Origin of the sequence: Pandoraea sp. LA3 (assembly GCF_022696215.1) — a bacterium.
Taxonomy (GTDB): Bacteria; Pseudomonadota; Gammaproteobacteria; order Burkholderiales; family Burkholderiaceae; genus Pandoraea; species Pandoraea capi.
Genome location: NZ_PTPY01000041.1, coordinates 234,521 through 250,054, shown reverse-complemented (window position 1 = coordinate 250,054; position 15,534 = coordinate 234,521). Strand labels below are relative to the sequence as shown.

Sequence of the window (15,534 nt, the reverse complement as noted above, 5' to 3'; positions counted from 1 at the left end):
TCTCATTCGTGAACCGTATCGAACTGTTATCTTCGCGCTGCGGGTAAAATAAAAAAAGTTGAATTTCATGAACCTGAAATTCCATTTTTCTGAATCAGGACATTGCGATGCGAGAGATCAGCCTGGACCGCTTGAAGACGCTCGTTGCCGTGGCCGACAGCGGCTCGTTTGCCGACGCCGCGCAGGCGCTGCATCTCTCGCCGCCGACCGTCAGCCTGCACATCTCGGATCTGGAAGCCCGCGTGGGGGCGCAACTGCTGTCACGTAAGCGCGGGCATGTACGGCCGACGTCCGTCGGCGAGGCGCTGGTCGAGCGCGCCCGGCGTTTGCTGGCGGATGCCGAGCGCACGCTGGAGGACATCGAGCGTCATGCGCAGGGGCTGGCCGGACGCGTGCGGATCGGCGCGTCCACCGGGGCCATCGCGCATATCCTGCCGCAGGCGCTCGAAACGCTTCGGCTGGATCATCCGGACATCGACATTCAGGTCGCGATTCTGACGTCTCAGGAAACGCTCAGCCGCCTGCACCGCGGCGCGCTGGATCTGGGGCTGGTCGCCCTGCCGCAGCCGGAGGTCAAGGGGCTGACGATCCGGCAATGGCGGCGCGATCCCGTCATGGCCTTCGTGCCCGCGCACTGGTCCAGCCCCAAGACCGTAACGCCCGACTGGCTGGCCGGTCAGCCGCTCATCCTGAACGACAGCACCACACGCCTGTCGCGCCAGACCGCCGAGTGGTTTGCCGTGGCGGGCCATCGTCCGACGCCGCGCATTGAGCTGAACTACAACGATGCGATCAAGAGTCTCGTGGCGGCTGGTTACGGCGCAGCCCTGCTGCCACACGAGGCCACGACACCCCATACCGACGAGCGCATTGCCATGCGTGCGCTACGTCCGGCGCTGTGGCGGGAGCTGGGCATCGCACACGCCACCGGCACGCTCGAACGCTCGACCCGGCACGTGCTCGACGCCCTGTGGGGACTCCGCGTGCGCTGACCTTCCTCTGCGCCTGCCAATCCCCCATTCGCCCATTCACGCCGCCGCAGCCACCGTGAACACGGCGACCGTGCCGCGCATGCGGGTGGCCTGCTCGTCGAGCGACTGGGAGGCTGCGGCCGCCTCCTCGACGAGCGCGGCATTTTGCTGAGTGACTTCGTCGATCTGCCCGATGGCCTGATGAATCTGCTGGATGCGGTGCCCCTGGTCGTCCGACGCCGAGGCGATTTCCCCGACGATACCCATGACACGCGTCACCGCCTGTTGCACCGACGCCGTCACCCGCCCGACTTCCTCTGCCTGTGAAGACCCCGCTTGCACGGTCACGACGGACTGTTCGATCAACCCCTTGATTTCCCTGGCGGCATTCGACGAGCGCTGCGCGAGGTTGCGCACCTCGGCAGCCACCACGGCGAAGCCCCGTCCCTGCTCGCCCGCGCGCGCCGCCTCGACGGCGGCATTGAGCGCAAGGATATTGGTCTGGAACGCAATGCCTTCGATGAGGTTCGTGATCTCAGCGATACGCGACGCGCTCGACGAAATATCGCTCATCGTCTCGACCATCCGCCTGACGACCCGATGCCCCTCCTCCGAAATTCTCGAGGTGTCGATCGCCAGCGTATTCGCCTGATTCGCGCTGTCCGCGTTGCGTTGCGCCGTCTCCGTGATCTCGCCAAGGCTCGCCGCCGTGTGCTGGAGCGACGCGGCCTGCTGCTCCGTGCGCGACGACAGATCGATGTTGCCGGCGGCGATCTGCTGGGACGCCACACTGACGGCATCGCTCGACGTGCGCACTTCGGTAATCACGACCGAGATGCGTTCGAGCAACTGGTTCAGCGCGACGGCCGTCAGACCGATCTCGTCCATGCGCGCCACGCTCGCCGGTTGCGACAGGTCGAGCGATTCGCTCATGTGCTGCAAAGTGCGCTGAAGCCGCTGCAAGCCGTCCCGGATCAGTTGATACAGCCGCGCACCCAGCGCCCCTGTCAGGACCAGCGCCGCCAGCACGATCGCCGCCATGACGCCGGTCGCCATGCGATAGGCCTGCGCATTCTCGGTGCGCACCGTCTGCCCCTGCTCGACGTTGTAGGCAAGGTGCCTGTGCAGGCCCTTGTTGAGGTTGTCGGCTGCCGTGTGGACATCCCCCCTGTCGTGCAACATGCCGAGCGCTGCGTCCCGGTCGCCGGCACGCATGCGCGCGAAGAACGTCTGGCGCGCCTGCCGATAGGCGGCGATGTTCGCCAGATCGGCATCGAACAACTGCCGGTCGGCGGCGTCGATGAAACCGTGTGAGCGATATTCACCGAGATGTTGATCGTAACGACGGTCGGCGTCAGCGATGGTGTTTTCCATCGATTGACGGCTCGCGTCGTCGACACCGTCCACGACATAGCGGTAGACGTTCAGCCGCATGTCGCCGACATCGTCGAGCGCCATGGACATCGATTGCAGACCGGGGATGGTCTGCGTCTCCAGCCCTTCGATGCGGTTGAACGCATGCCCCAGTTGCAGCAAGCCGTATCCGCCGACAAACGCCAGCGCGAACAAGGCCACCCCCAGCGTGACGACGAGACGCCGTACGATAGTCATTTCGTTACCCCCGATCAGTGTTCCGGCACAGTCCATTGAGATCGCACTCGCGGCGACTGCCAGTGAAACACTTGAGGATCGGGGTTTATTCCGGCACCACGGGCATCTCATGCGACTCCCCGTCTTCGACGTTCTGTGGCGTGGCGTTGGTCCGCCGGCGCAGCAGGGTGTCGCGCGCCGTGCTCAGCCTCGGCCCGAGGTAATTTGCCCCGGCTTCCGCCTGCTCACCGATGACCTGCGCGCCTTTGCCGATGGCATCCCCCCCGGCGTTGACCGCCGTCGATACGCCCTTATGCACCAGATTGCCGATGGCGGCCGAGGCACCCCGCGCGGCGTCGACGGCGGGTTGCGTGACGATGGCGGCCGTGGTCCACGAAGCGAATACGCCCGCCGACGTGACGGTGCGTGCCGCATGCCGCGCGGCCGAGACACCCGCCTCGCCCGCACCGGCGTGCCTGGCCAGTTCGCCCGCCCCGGTCGTGGCCATCGTGACCGCGCCCAACCCGGCCCCCAGCGCGCCGACGTTCATCGCGAGACTCGTGGACGACAGCAACGTCTGCGGTGCGCTGAGCGTCGCCTCCACGGTATTGACCAGCGCCTTCGCCACACGCCCTGCGCCATTGGCCGCCGCGCCCGTCCACGTGGCCGCCTTGAGCGCCTGATACTGCGTTTTCCAGTCGGTGCGCCCGAGCAGGTACTCCGGTCCGACGCGATGGTCGCGCTCGGCGAAGTGCCGGTTGCCGACGTTGAACCCCGCCCCCGCCAACGGCGAGCCGATCGCGGCCAGCCACGAGTCGGTCTCTGCGGCCGCCGCCGCGTGGCCCAGTGCCGTCATCGTCGGTCCGACGACACCGCGCACCACGTTACGCGCGGTGAACGTCTGAATCGACGCGGCGCTTTGCCCGACGGCACGCAACATGCCCGCCTCCGCCCGGGCTTTGGCCTCGGGCATCGCCCCTTCGAGCGCGGCGTGCGGCGCGGCGAGCCATTGCGTGTCGGTCATCGCCGGGCCCAAGGCCTGCGATCCCACGTGATCGATGGCGCCGGAGACCATACCCGCCGCTGCGCCCGCCTTGAAGGTGTCCGGCGCATGCCGCAGACCCGGCAACGCGTTCATCCCTGCGACCACGGTGTCGCCAATGCCCGGCAGCGTGTCGAGCAGACGAGACGCCACACCGAAAGGCACCGAGCCGACGAAACCCCGCGCGCCTTCGCTGCCGATGTCGTGCCAACGCGCTTTCGAGAAGGTGGCGGCCACACTCTCGCCGGTTTCTCCCATTTCCATCAACCCCGCGACGCGATCGTCGATCTGCGCGGCGAGTGCGGCACGATTCGAGTCCTCGCCATCGGTGGCGTGACGCATGAAGTATTCGGAGACGACGGCATGGACACCGGCCTGCCGTTCCGCACGTGCCTCGGGGGTTTCGACCGATGCCGCCGAGGTCGCTGAAGACATCGAGGAAGCCAGGGACGCCGACGACGCCTGCCGTTCCACCGGCGTAGGCAGCGCCGCGCGTGGTCTGCGCGACGCCGTGCCCGACACCGCGGGACCGAAAGGACGAAGCGGTTGGAACGGTTTGAGCGGTTCGGAGGAAGACGCCGAAGACTCGGCCGGGAAACTCACCGGCGGCGTCACCGGATGCGGCGTTGCGGGTGCGGGATGATTTGCGAGATCGGCAGACAGATTGGGGGAGTTTGGGATTTTCATGGTCCACATTATTTTTAGTTAGGAATTCGAAATGTATTCCCAACCACTCCCATCCCAATGCTCAACCCGAAGCCAATGCGCGTCATGCGAAGCGAGGTCATCGCTTCGCTTATGTCCCTTTAATGAACGGCAGTCGCGGGATTTCCGCCGAGGTACGCGTCCTGAACGCGGGGATCGTCGAGCAACGTGCGTGCGTCGCCATGCAACACGATGCGTCCGGTTTGCAGGACGTAGGCGTCGTGCGCAATCGCCAGTGCGAGGTTCGCGTTCTGCTCGACCATGAAGACCGTCACACCGCTCTGGTTGACCGTCTGAATCAATTCGAGCACGTGGTCGACATAGCGGGGCGACAGACCCATCGTGGGCTCGTCCATGCACAGCAGGCGAGGCCGTCCCATGAGCGCACGCGCCATGGCGACCATCTGCTGCTCTCCGCCGGAGAGCGATCCCGCGGCAAACGTCAGCCGCTCCTTCAGGCGCGGAAACAGTGACAGCATGCGCTCGTAGTCATCCTGAATCGCCGCCTTGTCGCGTCGCGAATACGCGCCCATCAGCAGGTTCTCCCGCACGGTCATCGCCCCGAACAGACGCCGCGACTCCGGCACCGAGCCGATGCCGCGCCGGACGATGGCCGGTGTCTTGAGCCCCGTGATGTCCTCGCCCGCGAAGCGTACCGTGCCGCGACGCGGTGCATGCAGGCCCAGCACGATCTTCATCGTCGTCGATTTGCCGCTGGCGTTGCCGCCCAGCAGGCAGACGATCTTGCCTTCGTCAATCGAGAAGCCAAGGTCGAAGTGGACCTGCGACGGCCCGTAAAAAGTGTCGATTCCCGACAGTTCCAGCAAACTCATGCGGCTTCCCTCTTGCGATCGTTATCGCGTTGCGCGCCCGCCGCCTGCTGGGCGTAGCGCGTGCCGAGATAAGCCTCGATCACGCGCGGGTCCTGCCGCACGTGTTCCGGCAGGCCTTCGGCGATCTTGTGTCCGTCGTCCATCACGATCACTCGGTCGGACAACGCCATGACCATCTCCAGCTTGTGCTCGATCAGCAAAATCGTGTGGCCTTCTGACTTGAGTTCGGCAATGAGTGCCTGCATTTCCGCCGTCTCGCTCGGATTCATACCGGCGGTCGGTTCGTCGAGCAGCAGAATGCGCGGCTGCGACGCGAGCGCCCGCGCAATCTCCACGCGTCGGCGGTTCGCATACGACAGGCTGTGCGTGGGATGGTCCAGACGCGGTGTCAGCCGCTCACCGAAGCGCGCGATCAGCGCGAGCGCCTGTTCACGCAGCGCGGCTTCTTCCGCGCGCACGGCAGGCGGGCGCACCAGCGCCAGCCCGAGTTCTGCCAGCGCCCCCAGCCAGCGCGCCACGCCTCGTCGTCCGCTCCGTCCGCGCCGCCCGCTTCCCGGGATCACGGCTTGCAGCCGGGTGTGCGCGCCGACGAGCACGTTGTCGAGCACCGAGAGGTTCGCGAAGACGCGTCCGTGCTGGAACGTGCGCGCCAGCCCGACGCGGGCGACCGCTTCCGGCGCCCAGCCCGTAATGTCCTGCCCGGCCAGCGTGACGCGGCCGCCATCCGGCCGATCCGCCCCGCTCACCACGTTGAACAAGGTCGTCTTGCCCGCACCGTTCGGGCCGATCACGCTCACGAGCTCTCCCTCGTGCACATGAAGCGTCAGCGGTGCGAGCGCCGTCAGCCCGCCGAAGCGGCGCGTGAGGCCATCTATCTGTAAAAGCGAAGCCATCAGCGGGTTCCCAGCAGACCTTGAGGACGGAAGCGGATCAGCAGCAACAGCGCCAATCCGTAAATCAGCATGCGATAGTCGGCGAGGCCCCGGAACCACTCCGGCAGGCCGATGAGCGCGAGCGCACCCAGCACCGCGCCGGCCAGATTGCCCAGCCCGCCGAGAATGACCATCGTGATCGCGAGCACCGACACCTGCGACGTGAACGTCTCGTGATTGATGTACGAGAAGACGTGGGCCATGATCGCGCCGCCCATGCCCGCCACCGCACCGGCCACGCCGAAGGCCAACCCTTTATAGCGATCGAGCGCGATGCCCTGCGCGCGCGCGGCCACATCGTCGTCGCGCATGGCGCGCCACGTGCGCCCGAGATGCGAGCCGAGCAACCGCCACAGCGTGAACGACAGCACCCCGAGCACGGTCAGCGCGATCCAGTACTGGCCGCGCACGTCGAGCACTTCGAAGCCGCCCAGCGACAGCGGCGGAATGCCTGCGACCCCGATGGGGCCGCGCGTGAAGTTGCCGCCATTGAGCACCACGAGGGCCACGATCTCCCCGATGCCGAGGGTGGCGATCGAGACGTAATGACCGCGCAGCCGGAACGCGGGCCAGACGAGCAGTGCGCCGATCACGCCGGTCACCGCGCTCGCGGCGAGAATCGCGCCGAGCACCGGCCATCCCGCATCGAGCGCCAGCAGTGACGACGCGTACGCGCCGATCGTCAGCAGCGCCGCCTGCCCCAGCGACACCTGCCCGGCAGTGCCGGCCACCACCGTGAGCGACAGCGCCAGCAGGCCGTACAGCCATGCATTCGTCAACGTGCGCAGCAGGTAGTCGCCGACCACCGCAGTCGGTGCGAGCGGCAACAGCGCCGCCACGACGAACGCCAGCACCCACCAGCGCGGGCGGATCACCACCGGACGACTCGGTGCAATGAAGGTGCCCGTGAGCGGCTCGGGCGGACGCGCCGCCGCACGCGAGAACAACCCGTTCGGACGCCACACGAGCACGATGATGAGCAACACGTACGCGAACAGATTCCGATAGCTCGATCCGAGCAATCCCACGCCCCAACTCTCGATCACGCCCAGCAGCAGGCTGCCGGCAATCGCGCCGGGCACGTTGCCCACGCCACCGATCACCTGCGCCACCACGCCCTTGAGCGTGGCCTGATAGCTCATCGACGGATCGATGCTGTTGTAGTACATGCCGACGAGCACACCGGCCACACCGCCGAGCGCACCGGCAATCGCGAATACGGTGCTGTTGACGACATCGACGTCCACGCCCATCTGTCGGGCGGCGTCGCGGTCCTGGGCGGTGGCGCGCACCGCCCAGCCCAGTCGCGTGAAGCGCAGAAAGCCGAAGAGAATGGCCGCCGTACCGATCCCCACGCCGGCAATCAGCAGATCCAGCGCGCCGATGCTGCCCCCGCCGATGGACAACCGCCAGTCCGGCAGCGGATTCGGCAGCGCGCGCGGATCGGCGCCGAAGCCGAGTTGCACGCACTGATCGATCACGATGGACACGCCGATGGTGGCGAGCAGCGGCGCGATGCGCGGTGCGTTCTGCAACGGACGCAACGCGAGCCGTTCGATCGCGGCACCGAGCAACGCACACCCGATCACCACGATGGCGAGCGTCGCCAGCAGCGGCATGTGCAGATAGGTAATCGTCCCCCATCCCAGAAAGGCGCCGACCGAGTAGACGGAGCCGTGGGCGAAGTTGATCAGATGCGACACCCCGAAGATCAACGCAAGACCTACCGCCAGCAGCGCGTAAATGTTACCGACGATCAACCCGTTGATCGTGTAGTCGAACCATGAACCCATGACATCATCCAGAACTTTGCGACGTGAGCCGTTGCGACTTCGTCGTGCTCGCTTTCGTCGAACTTGTCTTCGTCGACTTCACTTCGCCGCGACCTTGGGCGCATCGCCCTGCCACACCACGAACTGACCTTGCCTGACGATCAGGTGAACGTTCTTCGCCTGCGCCACGCGACGGGTCTGCGGATCGAAGGCGACCTTGCCGAAGACGACGCTCGGCGCATCCTTGACCTGCGCAAAGCCTTTGCGGGCCGCCTCGCGTGAGGCGCCGAATTCGCGCAACACGGTGGCCGTCACGAGCAGGGCGTCGTAGGCGCGTGCCGCGAAGGCGTCCGGCTCCTGCTGGTACTTCGCGCGATAGCGGGTCACAAAGCGCTGCACTTCGGGGCGCGGATCGTTAGGGAAGAAGTTCGAATCGAGATGCACGCCTTCCGCCGCCGCACCACCGAGTTCGAGGAACTTGGGCGAATACAGCGAGCTTGCGCCGATGGTCGGCAGCGTCACCCCGGCCTGACGCGCCTGACGCACGATCTGCGCGCCATCCGGCGCGTAAGAGATGAGCACCAGACTATCGGGCTTGGCATCGCGCACGCGCACCAGCGTCGAGCGGTAATCCTTTTCGTCAGGCTGATAGCCCTCGGCCGCCACGACCTTCGCGCCGTATTGCTCGGCAGCCTTCGTGAACAGATCCTTGCTCGTGCGTCCCCAGTCCGTGTTCAGGTACAGCACGGCCACGCGTTTGAGCCCGAGCTGACGCACCACGAAGTCAGCCAGCAGCGGCTGTTCTTCTGCCTGACTGATCGACGTACTCCACATGTAGTCCCCGCCCTTGGTGAAGTCGGGATGCGAGTTGGTGAAGCCAAACTGAATCAGCTTGCCGCGCTGATAGATCGGCGAGGCCGCCATCGACGCGGGGCTGGAGAAGTCGCCCAGTTCCACGAGAATGCGCGGATCGCCCACGAACTTCTGGGCGATGGCAACCGCCTGACGCGGATCGCTCTGACTGTCCTGGAAGTCGAGGCTGAGCGGATGCCCCTTGATGCCGCCGTCACCGTTGATGTCGTCCAGCGCGAGGTCGAACCCGCGCTTCCATTGCAAACCGTACTGCGCGTTCTGCCCCGTCACCGGTCCCGACACCCCGACCCAGACGGGATCGCCGGACGCAGGCGCGGCAAGCGCCGGGCGCAGATGCAACGCGACAGCCGCCACGGCCAGTGCCGCGCCAAGCGTCAGGAGCTTGCGCGGCAACCGGTTGGGCAGCAGGCGCGGACCTTGAGACGGATGAGGCTGAGTTTGGGAGGAAGCAAGGGAGGAAAACCACTGCGGGAGACGGAACGAATTTGCCATGATGACGGCCTTCACATGCGGGCGCGGTAGGAACCGAGGGAAAGATCCGATCCTACGACTGCGTCCGGCACCGGCTAAGCAATTGTTTATGCGAAGCTTATGCGCGCACATCGGGAATGCAATGCTGGCTCGCCGAGCCGCCCATCCGGTCAAGCCATTCGCGCGCGTGCAGCGAAGTTCCGCGGCAACACATTCCAACATAAACCATTACAAAATTCTCCCGGAATACACGGCAAAAACCGGGATTAAGCACGCAACGGACGTGTTTGCTCCATTGAACCCCCTCAATGGAGTCACGCAAGATGAGCAGCAACGAAGCCAACAACAGCCGCCGTTCCTTCCTTTCCACGGCCACCCGTCTGACGATGGCCGGCGCCGTCGTCGGCCTGCCCGCTGCGGTGCCCGGTACGGCGAACGCCGACACGCCGGCGCCCGCCAGCGAAGGCATGGGCAACGAGTACAACGAAGCAACCTCGCAGCACGCGCTCGACGCGCTCGAGAGTGCGTTCGGCGTACACCCCGGCGAGCGACGCAATCACACCAAGGGCATCGGCGTGACGGGCACGTTCGTGGGCAACCCGGCAGCCGCCTCGCCCTACTCGCGCTCGCTCCTGTTCTCCGGCAAGGCTATCGATGTGGTCGGACGCTTCTCCATCGCCGGCGGTAATCCGGAAGCCGAAGACGCCGAGCGCAGCACGCGCGGTCTCGGACTTCAGTTCCGCTTGCCGGACGGCAGCCTGCATCACATCACGATGCTGCACACGCCGATGTTCTTCGCCACGATGCCGAAGACCTTCATCGACAAGTTCTTCGCGCTGACGCCCGATGCCGCCACCGGCAAGCCGAATCCGGAAGTCTTCAAGCAGTTCCTCGCCACGCACCCGGACCACGCGTCGCAGGCCCACTTCCTGGGCACGGTGAACCCGCCGTGGAGCTACGCAAGCGCGGCTTATTACGGCATTCACACGTTCAAGTTCGTCAATGCCAAGGGCAAGGTGACGATGGTCCGGTGGCGCTTCGTGCCGCGTGACGGCGAACGCTCGCTGAGCGACGACGAACTCGCCAACGCGCCCCGCGACTTCCTGCACGCACGGCTCATGGAGCGCCTGCACAAGGGGCCGGCGAAGTGGGACATGCGAGTGGCGATCGGCGAGCCGGGCGATCCCGTCATCGACCCGACCGTGCTCTGGCCGAAGGAGCGTCAGGAGTTCGTCGCCGGTACGCTGACGCTGAACGCCGCCCAGCCGCAGGAACATGCCCCGAGCTACGGCATCAACTTCGATCCGCTGGTGATGGCCGACGGCATCGAACCGAGCGACGATCCGATCCTGCTGTTCCGCTCGCCGTCATACGGGCTGTCGTACTCCCGGCGTCTGCGTCACATCTGAGCTCATACGCGCGGCGCAGCGAGGCGGCTCAGGAATGCACGTCGGCGATCGGTGTGCCGTACGCCACCCAATCGCCGTCGGCCGCCGGTACTGACAAAATCACCCCGTCGACCGGAGACACGACCGGGCTGAGCACGCCATCGACGTCGAGATAGGCCACGCGCTGCCCGGCGTTGACGTTCGCGCCCGTCGCCAGTGGCGTGTCTGCGAGCGGATGTGTGAGACGCAGCACGCCGGTCGCTGTCGCCTTGATAGGTGTCGTTGGCAGCCCTGACGCGTGCACAGCTTCGGCAACGGCATTCGCAGACGTCGCAATGCCCGTGCTGCCGATGCTGCCGTCACCCGCCGCCATCGGCGGCAGGGCTCTGTCGAAGCGAACCCGCAGGGAATGCGCGCCGCTCGTCATTTCGCATTCGGTGACGTCGCTCGCTTCGAGCGTGGCGAGGATCTGCCCGATGTCGTCCAGTGTCATGCTTGTCGCTCCGGTGCGAGCGCGCCGCTCTCGATCAGGCGCTCAAGGTGATGGATGTCGAAACCGCCCTGACGAAAGCCCGGCTCGTCCATCAGCACGCGGTGCAGCGGCACGGTGGTCTCGACACCGCCGATACCGATCTCGCCGAGCGCGACCTTCATGCGCGCGATGGCCTGCTCGCGCGTAGCGCCGTGCGTGAGCAGCTTGCCGATGAGCGAATCGTAGTTCGGCGGAATCGTGTAGCCCGGGTACAGATGCGATTCCACGCGCACCCCCGGCCCACCCGGTGCGAGCCACTGTGTCACGGTCCCCGGCGATGGCAGGAACGTCCACGGATGCTCCGCGTTCAACCGGCACTCGATGGCGTGCCCCGTCAATCGGATGTCCTCCTGCCGCACGGACAGTGGCTCACCCGCCGCCACGCGCAGTTGCTCCGCCACGATGTCGATGCCCGTCACCAGTTCCGTCACGGGATGCTCGACCTGCACCCGGGTGTTCATCTCGATGAAGTAGAACGCACCGGCTTCGTACAGGAATTCGAAAGTGCCTGCGCCGGTGTAGCCCACGTCGCGACAGGCCTTGGCGCACAGCGCGCCGATACGCGCGATCTCGGCCCGGTCGATGCCGGGAGCCGGGGACTCCTCGATGATCTTCTGGTTGCGTCGCTGCATCGAGCAGTCACGCTCACCCAGCCACACAGCGTTGCCGTGACGGTCCGCCAGCACCTGAATCTCGATATGACGCGGGCCTTCGAGGAAGCGTTCGAGATAGACCTCGGGATTGCCGAAGGCGCGTCCGGCTTCTTCGCGCGTCATCGCCACCGCGTTCAGCAGGTCTTCCGGTGCGCGCACGATGCGCATGCCGCGCCCGCCGCCCCCACCGGCCGCCTTCACGATCAACGGATAGCCGACCTGCGCGCCCATTGCGGTGATGGCCGCGCCGGCGTCCTTGCCGTCCGGCAGCGCGCCCTCGGAGCCGGGCACGCACGGTACGCCTGAGCGCGTCATCGCCTGCTTGGCGCTGACCTTGTCGCCCATCATGCGAATGGCCGACGAACTCGGGCCGACGAAGGTCAGTCCGGCGCGCTCGACCATCGCGGCAAAATCGGCGTTCTCCGACAGGAACCCATAGCCCGGATGGATCGCCCCTGCGCCGGCGAGCTTCGCCGCAAGAATGATTTCGCTTTTCGCGAGATAGCTTTTCGGCGACGGTGCAGGGCCGATGCAGATGGCGCGGTCGGCCAGTTGCACGTGCCGCAGCGATGCGTCCGCCTCCGAATACACGGCAACGGTCTTCAGGCCCAGCGTCTTGCAGGCGCGCAGCACCCGCAACGCGATCTCACCGCGATTCGCGATCAGTACCGTATCAAACATGCTCGGTCTCCAGCGGTTCGATGACGAACAACACCGTGTCCGGTGTCACGGCGGTCCCATCGTCTGCGGCGATCTCCACCAGACGACCCGCGCGATCCGCATCGATGCTGTTGAGCAACTTCATCGCTTCGACGATGGCGAGCGTCTGTCCTTCCTGAACGACATCGCCGACCGATACGAATGGCGGCTGGTCGGGCGCAGAGGCACGATAGAACGTACCGACGAGGCCCGCCGTGACGGTGTGCCGGGTTGCGGCAGGCACCGGTGGCGGCGTCATTGGCCGGGCCTGAGAACCTTCGGTGGGGACGGATTCGATGGGGGCGGCAGTGGCAACGACAGGCGCACGCGCCGCGATGCCCCCTCTTACCTGCCGAGTCAGTCGGATGCGGGTGCGCCCGTCGTCATGCTCGATCTCGCTGACGGACGTGCCTTCGAGCAGCCGCAGCAACGGCGCCAGTGCTTCGTGATTCATGCGGGTTTCACCTCTTTTTCACTCTTTGTCGCCTCTGTGACGCCTCTGTGGCTGGTGTATCAGGCGAACGACCGGATCGCCACGCCGTTGCTTTCCAGGACCTGACGCACCTTCGCAGCCATCTCGATCGCCCCGGGGGTGTCGCTGTGCACGCAGATCGTGTCGATCTGCACCGGCAGCAGATTGCCGGAGACGGTTTCGATGGCGCCGGCCTTGACCATGCGCAGCATGCGCTCGGCGGCAAACGTGGTGTCGTGCAGCACGGCACCCGGCAGTTTCCGGTGCACCAGATGCCCCGCTTCGTCGTAAGCGCGGTCCGCAAACACCTCGCACTTGACGCGCAGGCCCATCTCGCTCGCCACCGTCTGCATCAGCGCCCCGGCGAACGTCACGCAGACGAGTTCGGGATCGACGGCCTTGATCGCCCGCGCAATCGCGGTGGCGATGTCGTGCTCGGTCTGCGTCAGATTGCCCATCGCGCCGTGCGCCTTCACGTACGTGATCGGATGACCGGCATAGGCCGAGAGCGCCTGTGCGGCGCCGATCTGATAAGCGACGAGACGCTCGATCTCGCCCGGCGTGAACGGGATGATGCGTCGGCCGAAGCCCCACAGGTCGGGGAAGCCCGGATGCGCGCCCACGGCCACGCCGCGCGCCTTGGCCATGCCGAACGTCCGGGCCATGATCTCGGGGTCACCCGCGTGCATGCCGCACGCCACGTTGGCGGACGACACGATGTCCAGAATGGCTTCGTCGTCGCCCATGCGATAGGCGCCGTAACCCTCGCCCATGTCGGAGTTCAGATCGATCTGCAACGACGGCTGCACTTGCGACGCTTGGTGGTAGGTGTTCATTGTCGGTGTCCTTTGGTAGGGATATTTCTCTCGTGCACACGCGTCGGCTCAGCCGCGCGAGGACATGAGCGCGAGTGTCTGCTGGAATTTTTCGATTTCACGGGTGCGTGCGCGGCGCCGTTCGAGCGCCTCGTCGAGGTCGACCAGCGCGAAGCGAATCCGGCATCCCACCGGGGCTTGCGCAAGCTTCCACAGGTCCGTCTCGATGACGGTTGCGATCTTCGGGTAGCCACCGCAGGTGTTGGCTTCCGCGAGCTGTACGATCGGTTGGCCGGACGGCGGCACCTGCACGGTGCCAGGCACGATGCCGTGCGAGAACAGTTCGAGCGGCGCGGCGAGCGTCAGCGCTGGGCCGCTCAGGCGGTAACCCACGCGGTTCGCCTCCGGCGTGATCTCGTACGCCTCGCCAGTGAACGCTTGCCGTGCCCCTTCGGTGAAGTGCCGGTATTCGGCCGCCGCGACCGCATGCACCGTCACCAGCCCTTCGCCGAGTGCCTGCCAGAAGGCAGGCAATTCAGCCGGCACCACACCCAGTCCCGTCGCATGCACGGGACGCTCGGCGGCCTCGCGCACGGCAAGTACGTCGCCACGTCGCAAGCCACGTCCCTCGAAGCCGCCGAAAGCCCCCTTAAGGTCTGTCGATCTCGATCCCATCACCGGTTCGACGTCGACGCCCCCCGCCAGACTCAGATACGCCCGGCCGCCACGCTTCGGACGCTCGATCACCAGCGTCTGTCCGGCGCGCGCGGTGCGGCTCCACCAGGGCGGCAGCGCCACGTCGTCCAGTCGCACGACGCAATCGGCGCCCGTCACGGCAAACGACATGTCGCGCTGGAACCGGACGCGAAACGGAAACAGGCTGATCTCGACGGCCGCGTCGTTCGTATCGTTGCCGGTCAGCGCGTTGCCGAGCGCGAGGGCGAGCGCATCCATCGCGCCCGAACGGCTCACGCCGAAACCCAGATGCCCTTGGCGTCCCGCGTCCTGAACGAGGTTAGGCGCGCCGTTGGAAAGAATCTCGATCACGATGCAATCCCCGCTACCGTAAATCGAACCCGGTCGCCGGGCGCCATGAGGCACGGCGGCGAGCGCACGGGATCGAAGAGTTGTGCGTCGGTACGCCCGAGCAAATGCCAGCCGGACGGCGCGGTACACGGCATGACACCGGCCTGCGCGCCGCCGATGATGACCGTGCCCGCCGCCGTCTTCATGCGCGGCACGCTGCGACGCGGCACTGCCATTTCCGCAGGCAGGCCGGTCATATAGGCGAAGCCCGGCATCGACCCGATGCACGCCACCTCGTACGACGCATCACTGTGGCGACGCACGTACTCGCGCACCTCCAGCCCCAGCGCCGAGGCGAGCGTGATCAGATCCTCTCCCGCTTCGCCGCCATAGACGACGGGAATCTCGATGAGACGGTCCGACAACGGCCCCGGCTCCGTCGTCTCCCACAGGCGCAGCAATGCGGCCGTTGCCGCGTCCGGATGCAGCCGCAATGGATCGAACAGAAACATCACGTTGTTCACACCAAGCACGACTTCCGCCGTGGCGTCGCCCTCGCACTGCGCCATGACGCGTCTGGCGAGCGCCTGAAGACGGCGCTGCATCACGGCGTCGAATTCGCCGCTGGCCGGATTGAAAAGCAGCGCCCCCTCCCCGGCCGCGTCGATGGCAGGACCCGCACGCGTCACATCGTCACGCTGTCTGGCTTGCGGCGCCGCCGTCTGCGGCGCCGTGCGTTCAACCGTCAGTACGCTCATGA

Annotated in this window: 15 protein-coding genes; 3 read left to right on the top strand and 12 right to left on the bottom strand. The window is 66.2% G+C overall.

Annotation, left to right across the window (positions count from 1 at the left end; all coding sequences use genetic code 11):
• Positions 1-107: 107 nt before the first annotated feature.
• Positions 108-992 (top strand): LysR family transcriptional regulator, encoded by an 885-nt coding sequence (locus C5N93_RS27670; RefSeq protein WP_242561791.1) that lies wholly within the window; start codon positions 108-110, stop codon positions 990-992.
• A 36-nt stretch (positions 993-1,028) separates the two neighbouring features.
• Here C5N93_RS27670 and C5N93_RS27665 read toward each other — a convergent pair whose 3' ends face one another.
• Both C5N93_RS27665 and C5N93_RS27660 read right to left on the bottom strand, forming a co-directional pair.
• Entirely contained in the window at positions 1,029-2,582 is a 1,554-nt protein-coding gene (locus C5N93_RS27665; protein WP_242561790.1) for a methyl-accepting chemotaxis protein, read from the bottom strand.
• Positions 2,583-2,667: 85 nt separating this feature from the next.
• On the bottom strand, positions 2,668-3,945 hold the full coding sequence (locus tag C5N93_RS27660; RefSeq protein WP_242561789.1) for a hypothetical protein: 1,278 nt from the start codon (positions 3,943-3,945) through the stop codon (positions 2,668-2,670).
• Between C5N93_RS27660 and C5N93_RS27655 the strand changes: the two genes are divergently transcribed.
• Entirely contained in the window at positions 3,944-4,246 is a 303-nt protein-coding gene (locus C5N93_RS27655; RefSeq protein WP_242561788.1) for a hypothetical protein, read from the top strand. The two genes, C5N93_RS27660 and C5N93_RS27655, sit on opposite strands and share 2 nt — an antisense overlap.
• 163 nt (positions 4,247-4,409) lie before the next feature.
• On the opposite strand, the gene C5N93_RS27650 is transcribed toward C5N93_RS27655, so the two are convergent.
• The 4 genes from C5N93_RS27650 to C5N93_RS27635 form a co-directional block, all read right to left on the bottom strand.
• On the bottom strand, positions 4,410-5,141 hold the full coding sequence (locus tag C5N93_RS27650; RefSeq protein WP_069343667.1) for an ABC transporter ATP-binding protein: 732 nt from the start codon (positions 5,139-5,141) through the stop codon (positions 4,410-4,412).
• Positions 5,138-6,034, bottom strand: coding sequence for an ABC transporter ATP-binding protein (locus C5N93_RS27645; RefSeq protein WP_242561787.1), 897 nt, complete (start codon positions 6,032-6,034; stop codon positions 5,138-5,140). The genes C5N93_RS27650 and C5N93_RS27645 overlap by 4 nt, the downstream gene beginning before the upstream one ends.
• Complete coding sequence (locus tag C5N93_RS27640; protein ID WP_242561786.1) at positions 6,034-7,866, bottom strand: ABC transporter permease; 1,833 nt, start codon at positions 7,864-7,866, stop codon at positions 6,034-6,036. Before C5N93_RS27640 ends, C5N93_RS27645 begins: the two co-directional genes overlap by 1 nt.
• 78 nt (positions 7,867-7,944) lie before the next feature.
• Positions 7,945-9,210, bottom strand: coding sequence for an ABC transporter substrate-binding protein (locus tag C5N93_RS27635; RefSeq protein WP_242561785.1), 1,266 nt, complete (start codon positions 9,208-9,210; stop codon positions 7,945-7,947).
• Between the two features lie 302 nt (positions 9,211-9,512).
• On the opposite strand from C5N93_RS27635, the gene C5N93_RS27630 reads away from it, so the two are divergent.
• Positions 9,513-10,598 carry a catalase family peroxidase gene (locus tag C5N93_RS27630; RefSeq protein WP_242561784.1) on the top strand — a complete coding sequence of 362 codons (1,086 nt, stop codon included), beginning with the start codon at positions 9,513-9,515 and terminating at the stop codon, positions 10,596-10,598.
• 28 nt (positions 10,599-10,626) lie between these two features.
• On the opposite strand, the gene C5N93_RS27625 is transcribed toward C5N93_RS27630, so the two are convergent.
• From C5N93_RS27625 to pxpB, 6 genes are read right to left on the bottom strand one after another with little or no spacing between them, the layout of a single operon-like run.
• Positions 10,627-11,070: a biotin/lipoyl-containing protein gene (locus C5N93_RS27625; protein ID WP_242561783.1), complete on the bottom strand. Its 444-nt coding sequence runs from the start codon at positions 11,068-11,070 to the stop codon at positions 10,627-10,629.
• Positions 11,067-12,443 carry an acetyl-CoA carboxylase biotin carboxylase subunit gene (gene accC, locus C5N93_RS27620; protein WP_242561782.1) on the bottom strand — a complete coding sequence of 459 codons (1,377 nt, stop codon included), beginning with the start codon at positions 12,441-12,443 and terminating at the stop codon, positions 11,067-11,069. Before accC ends, C5N93_RS27625 begins: the two co-directional genes overlap by 4 nt.
• Positions 12,436-12,915 (bottom strand): biotin/lipoyl-containing protein, encoded by a 480-nt coding sequence (locus C5N93_RS27615; RefSeq protein ID WP_242561781.1) that lies wholly within the window; start codon positions 12,913-12,915, stop codon positions 12,436-12,438. Before C5N93_RS27615 ends, accC begins: the two co-directional genes overlap by 8 nt.
• A gap of 59 nt (positions 12,916-12,974) precedes the next feature.
• The gene (locus C5N93_RS27610; protein ID WP_242561780.1) at positions 12,975-13,769 is read right to left on the bottom strand and encodes a 5-oxoprolinase subunit PxpA; all 795 of its coding nucleotides are present in this window, start codon (positions 13,767-13,769) and stop codon (positions 12,975-12,977) included.
• A gap of 48 nt (positions 13,770-13,817) precedes the next feature.
• Complete coding sequence (locus tag C5N93_RS27605; RefSeq protein WP_242561779.1) at positions 13,818-14,795, bottom strand: biotin-dependent carboxyltransferase family protein; 978 nt, start codon at positions 14,793-14,795, stop codon at positions 13,818-13,820.
• The gene (gene pxpB / locus C5N93_RS27600; RefSeq protein WP_242561778.1) at positions 14,792-15,532 is read right to left on the bottom strand and encodes a 5-oxoprolinase subunit PxpB; all 741 of its coding nucleotides are present in this window, start codon (positions 15,530-15,532) and stop codon (positions 14,792-14,794) included. The genes C5N93_RS27605 and pxpB overlap by 4 nt, the downstream gene beginning before the upstream one ends.
• Between the last annotated feature and the right edge of the window lie 2 nt (positions 15,533-15,534).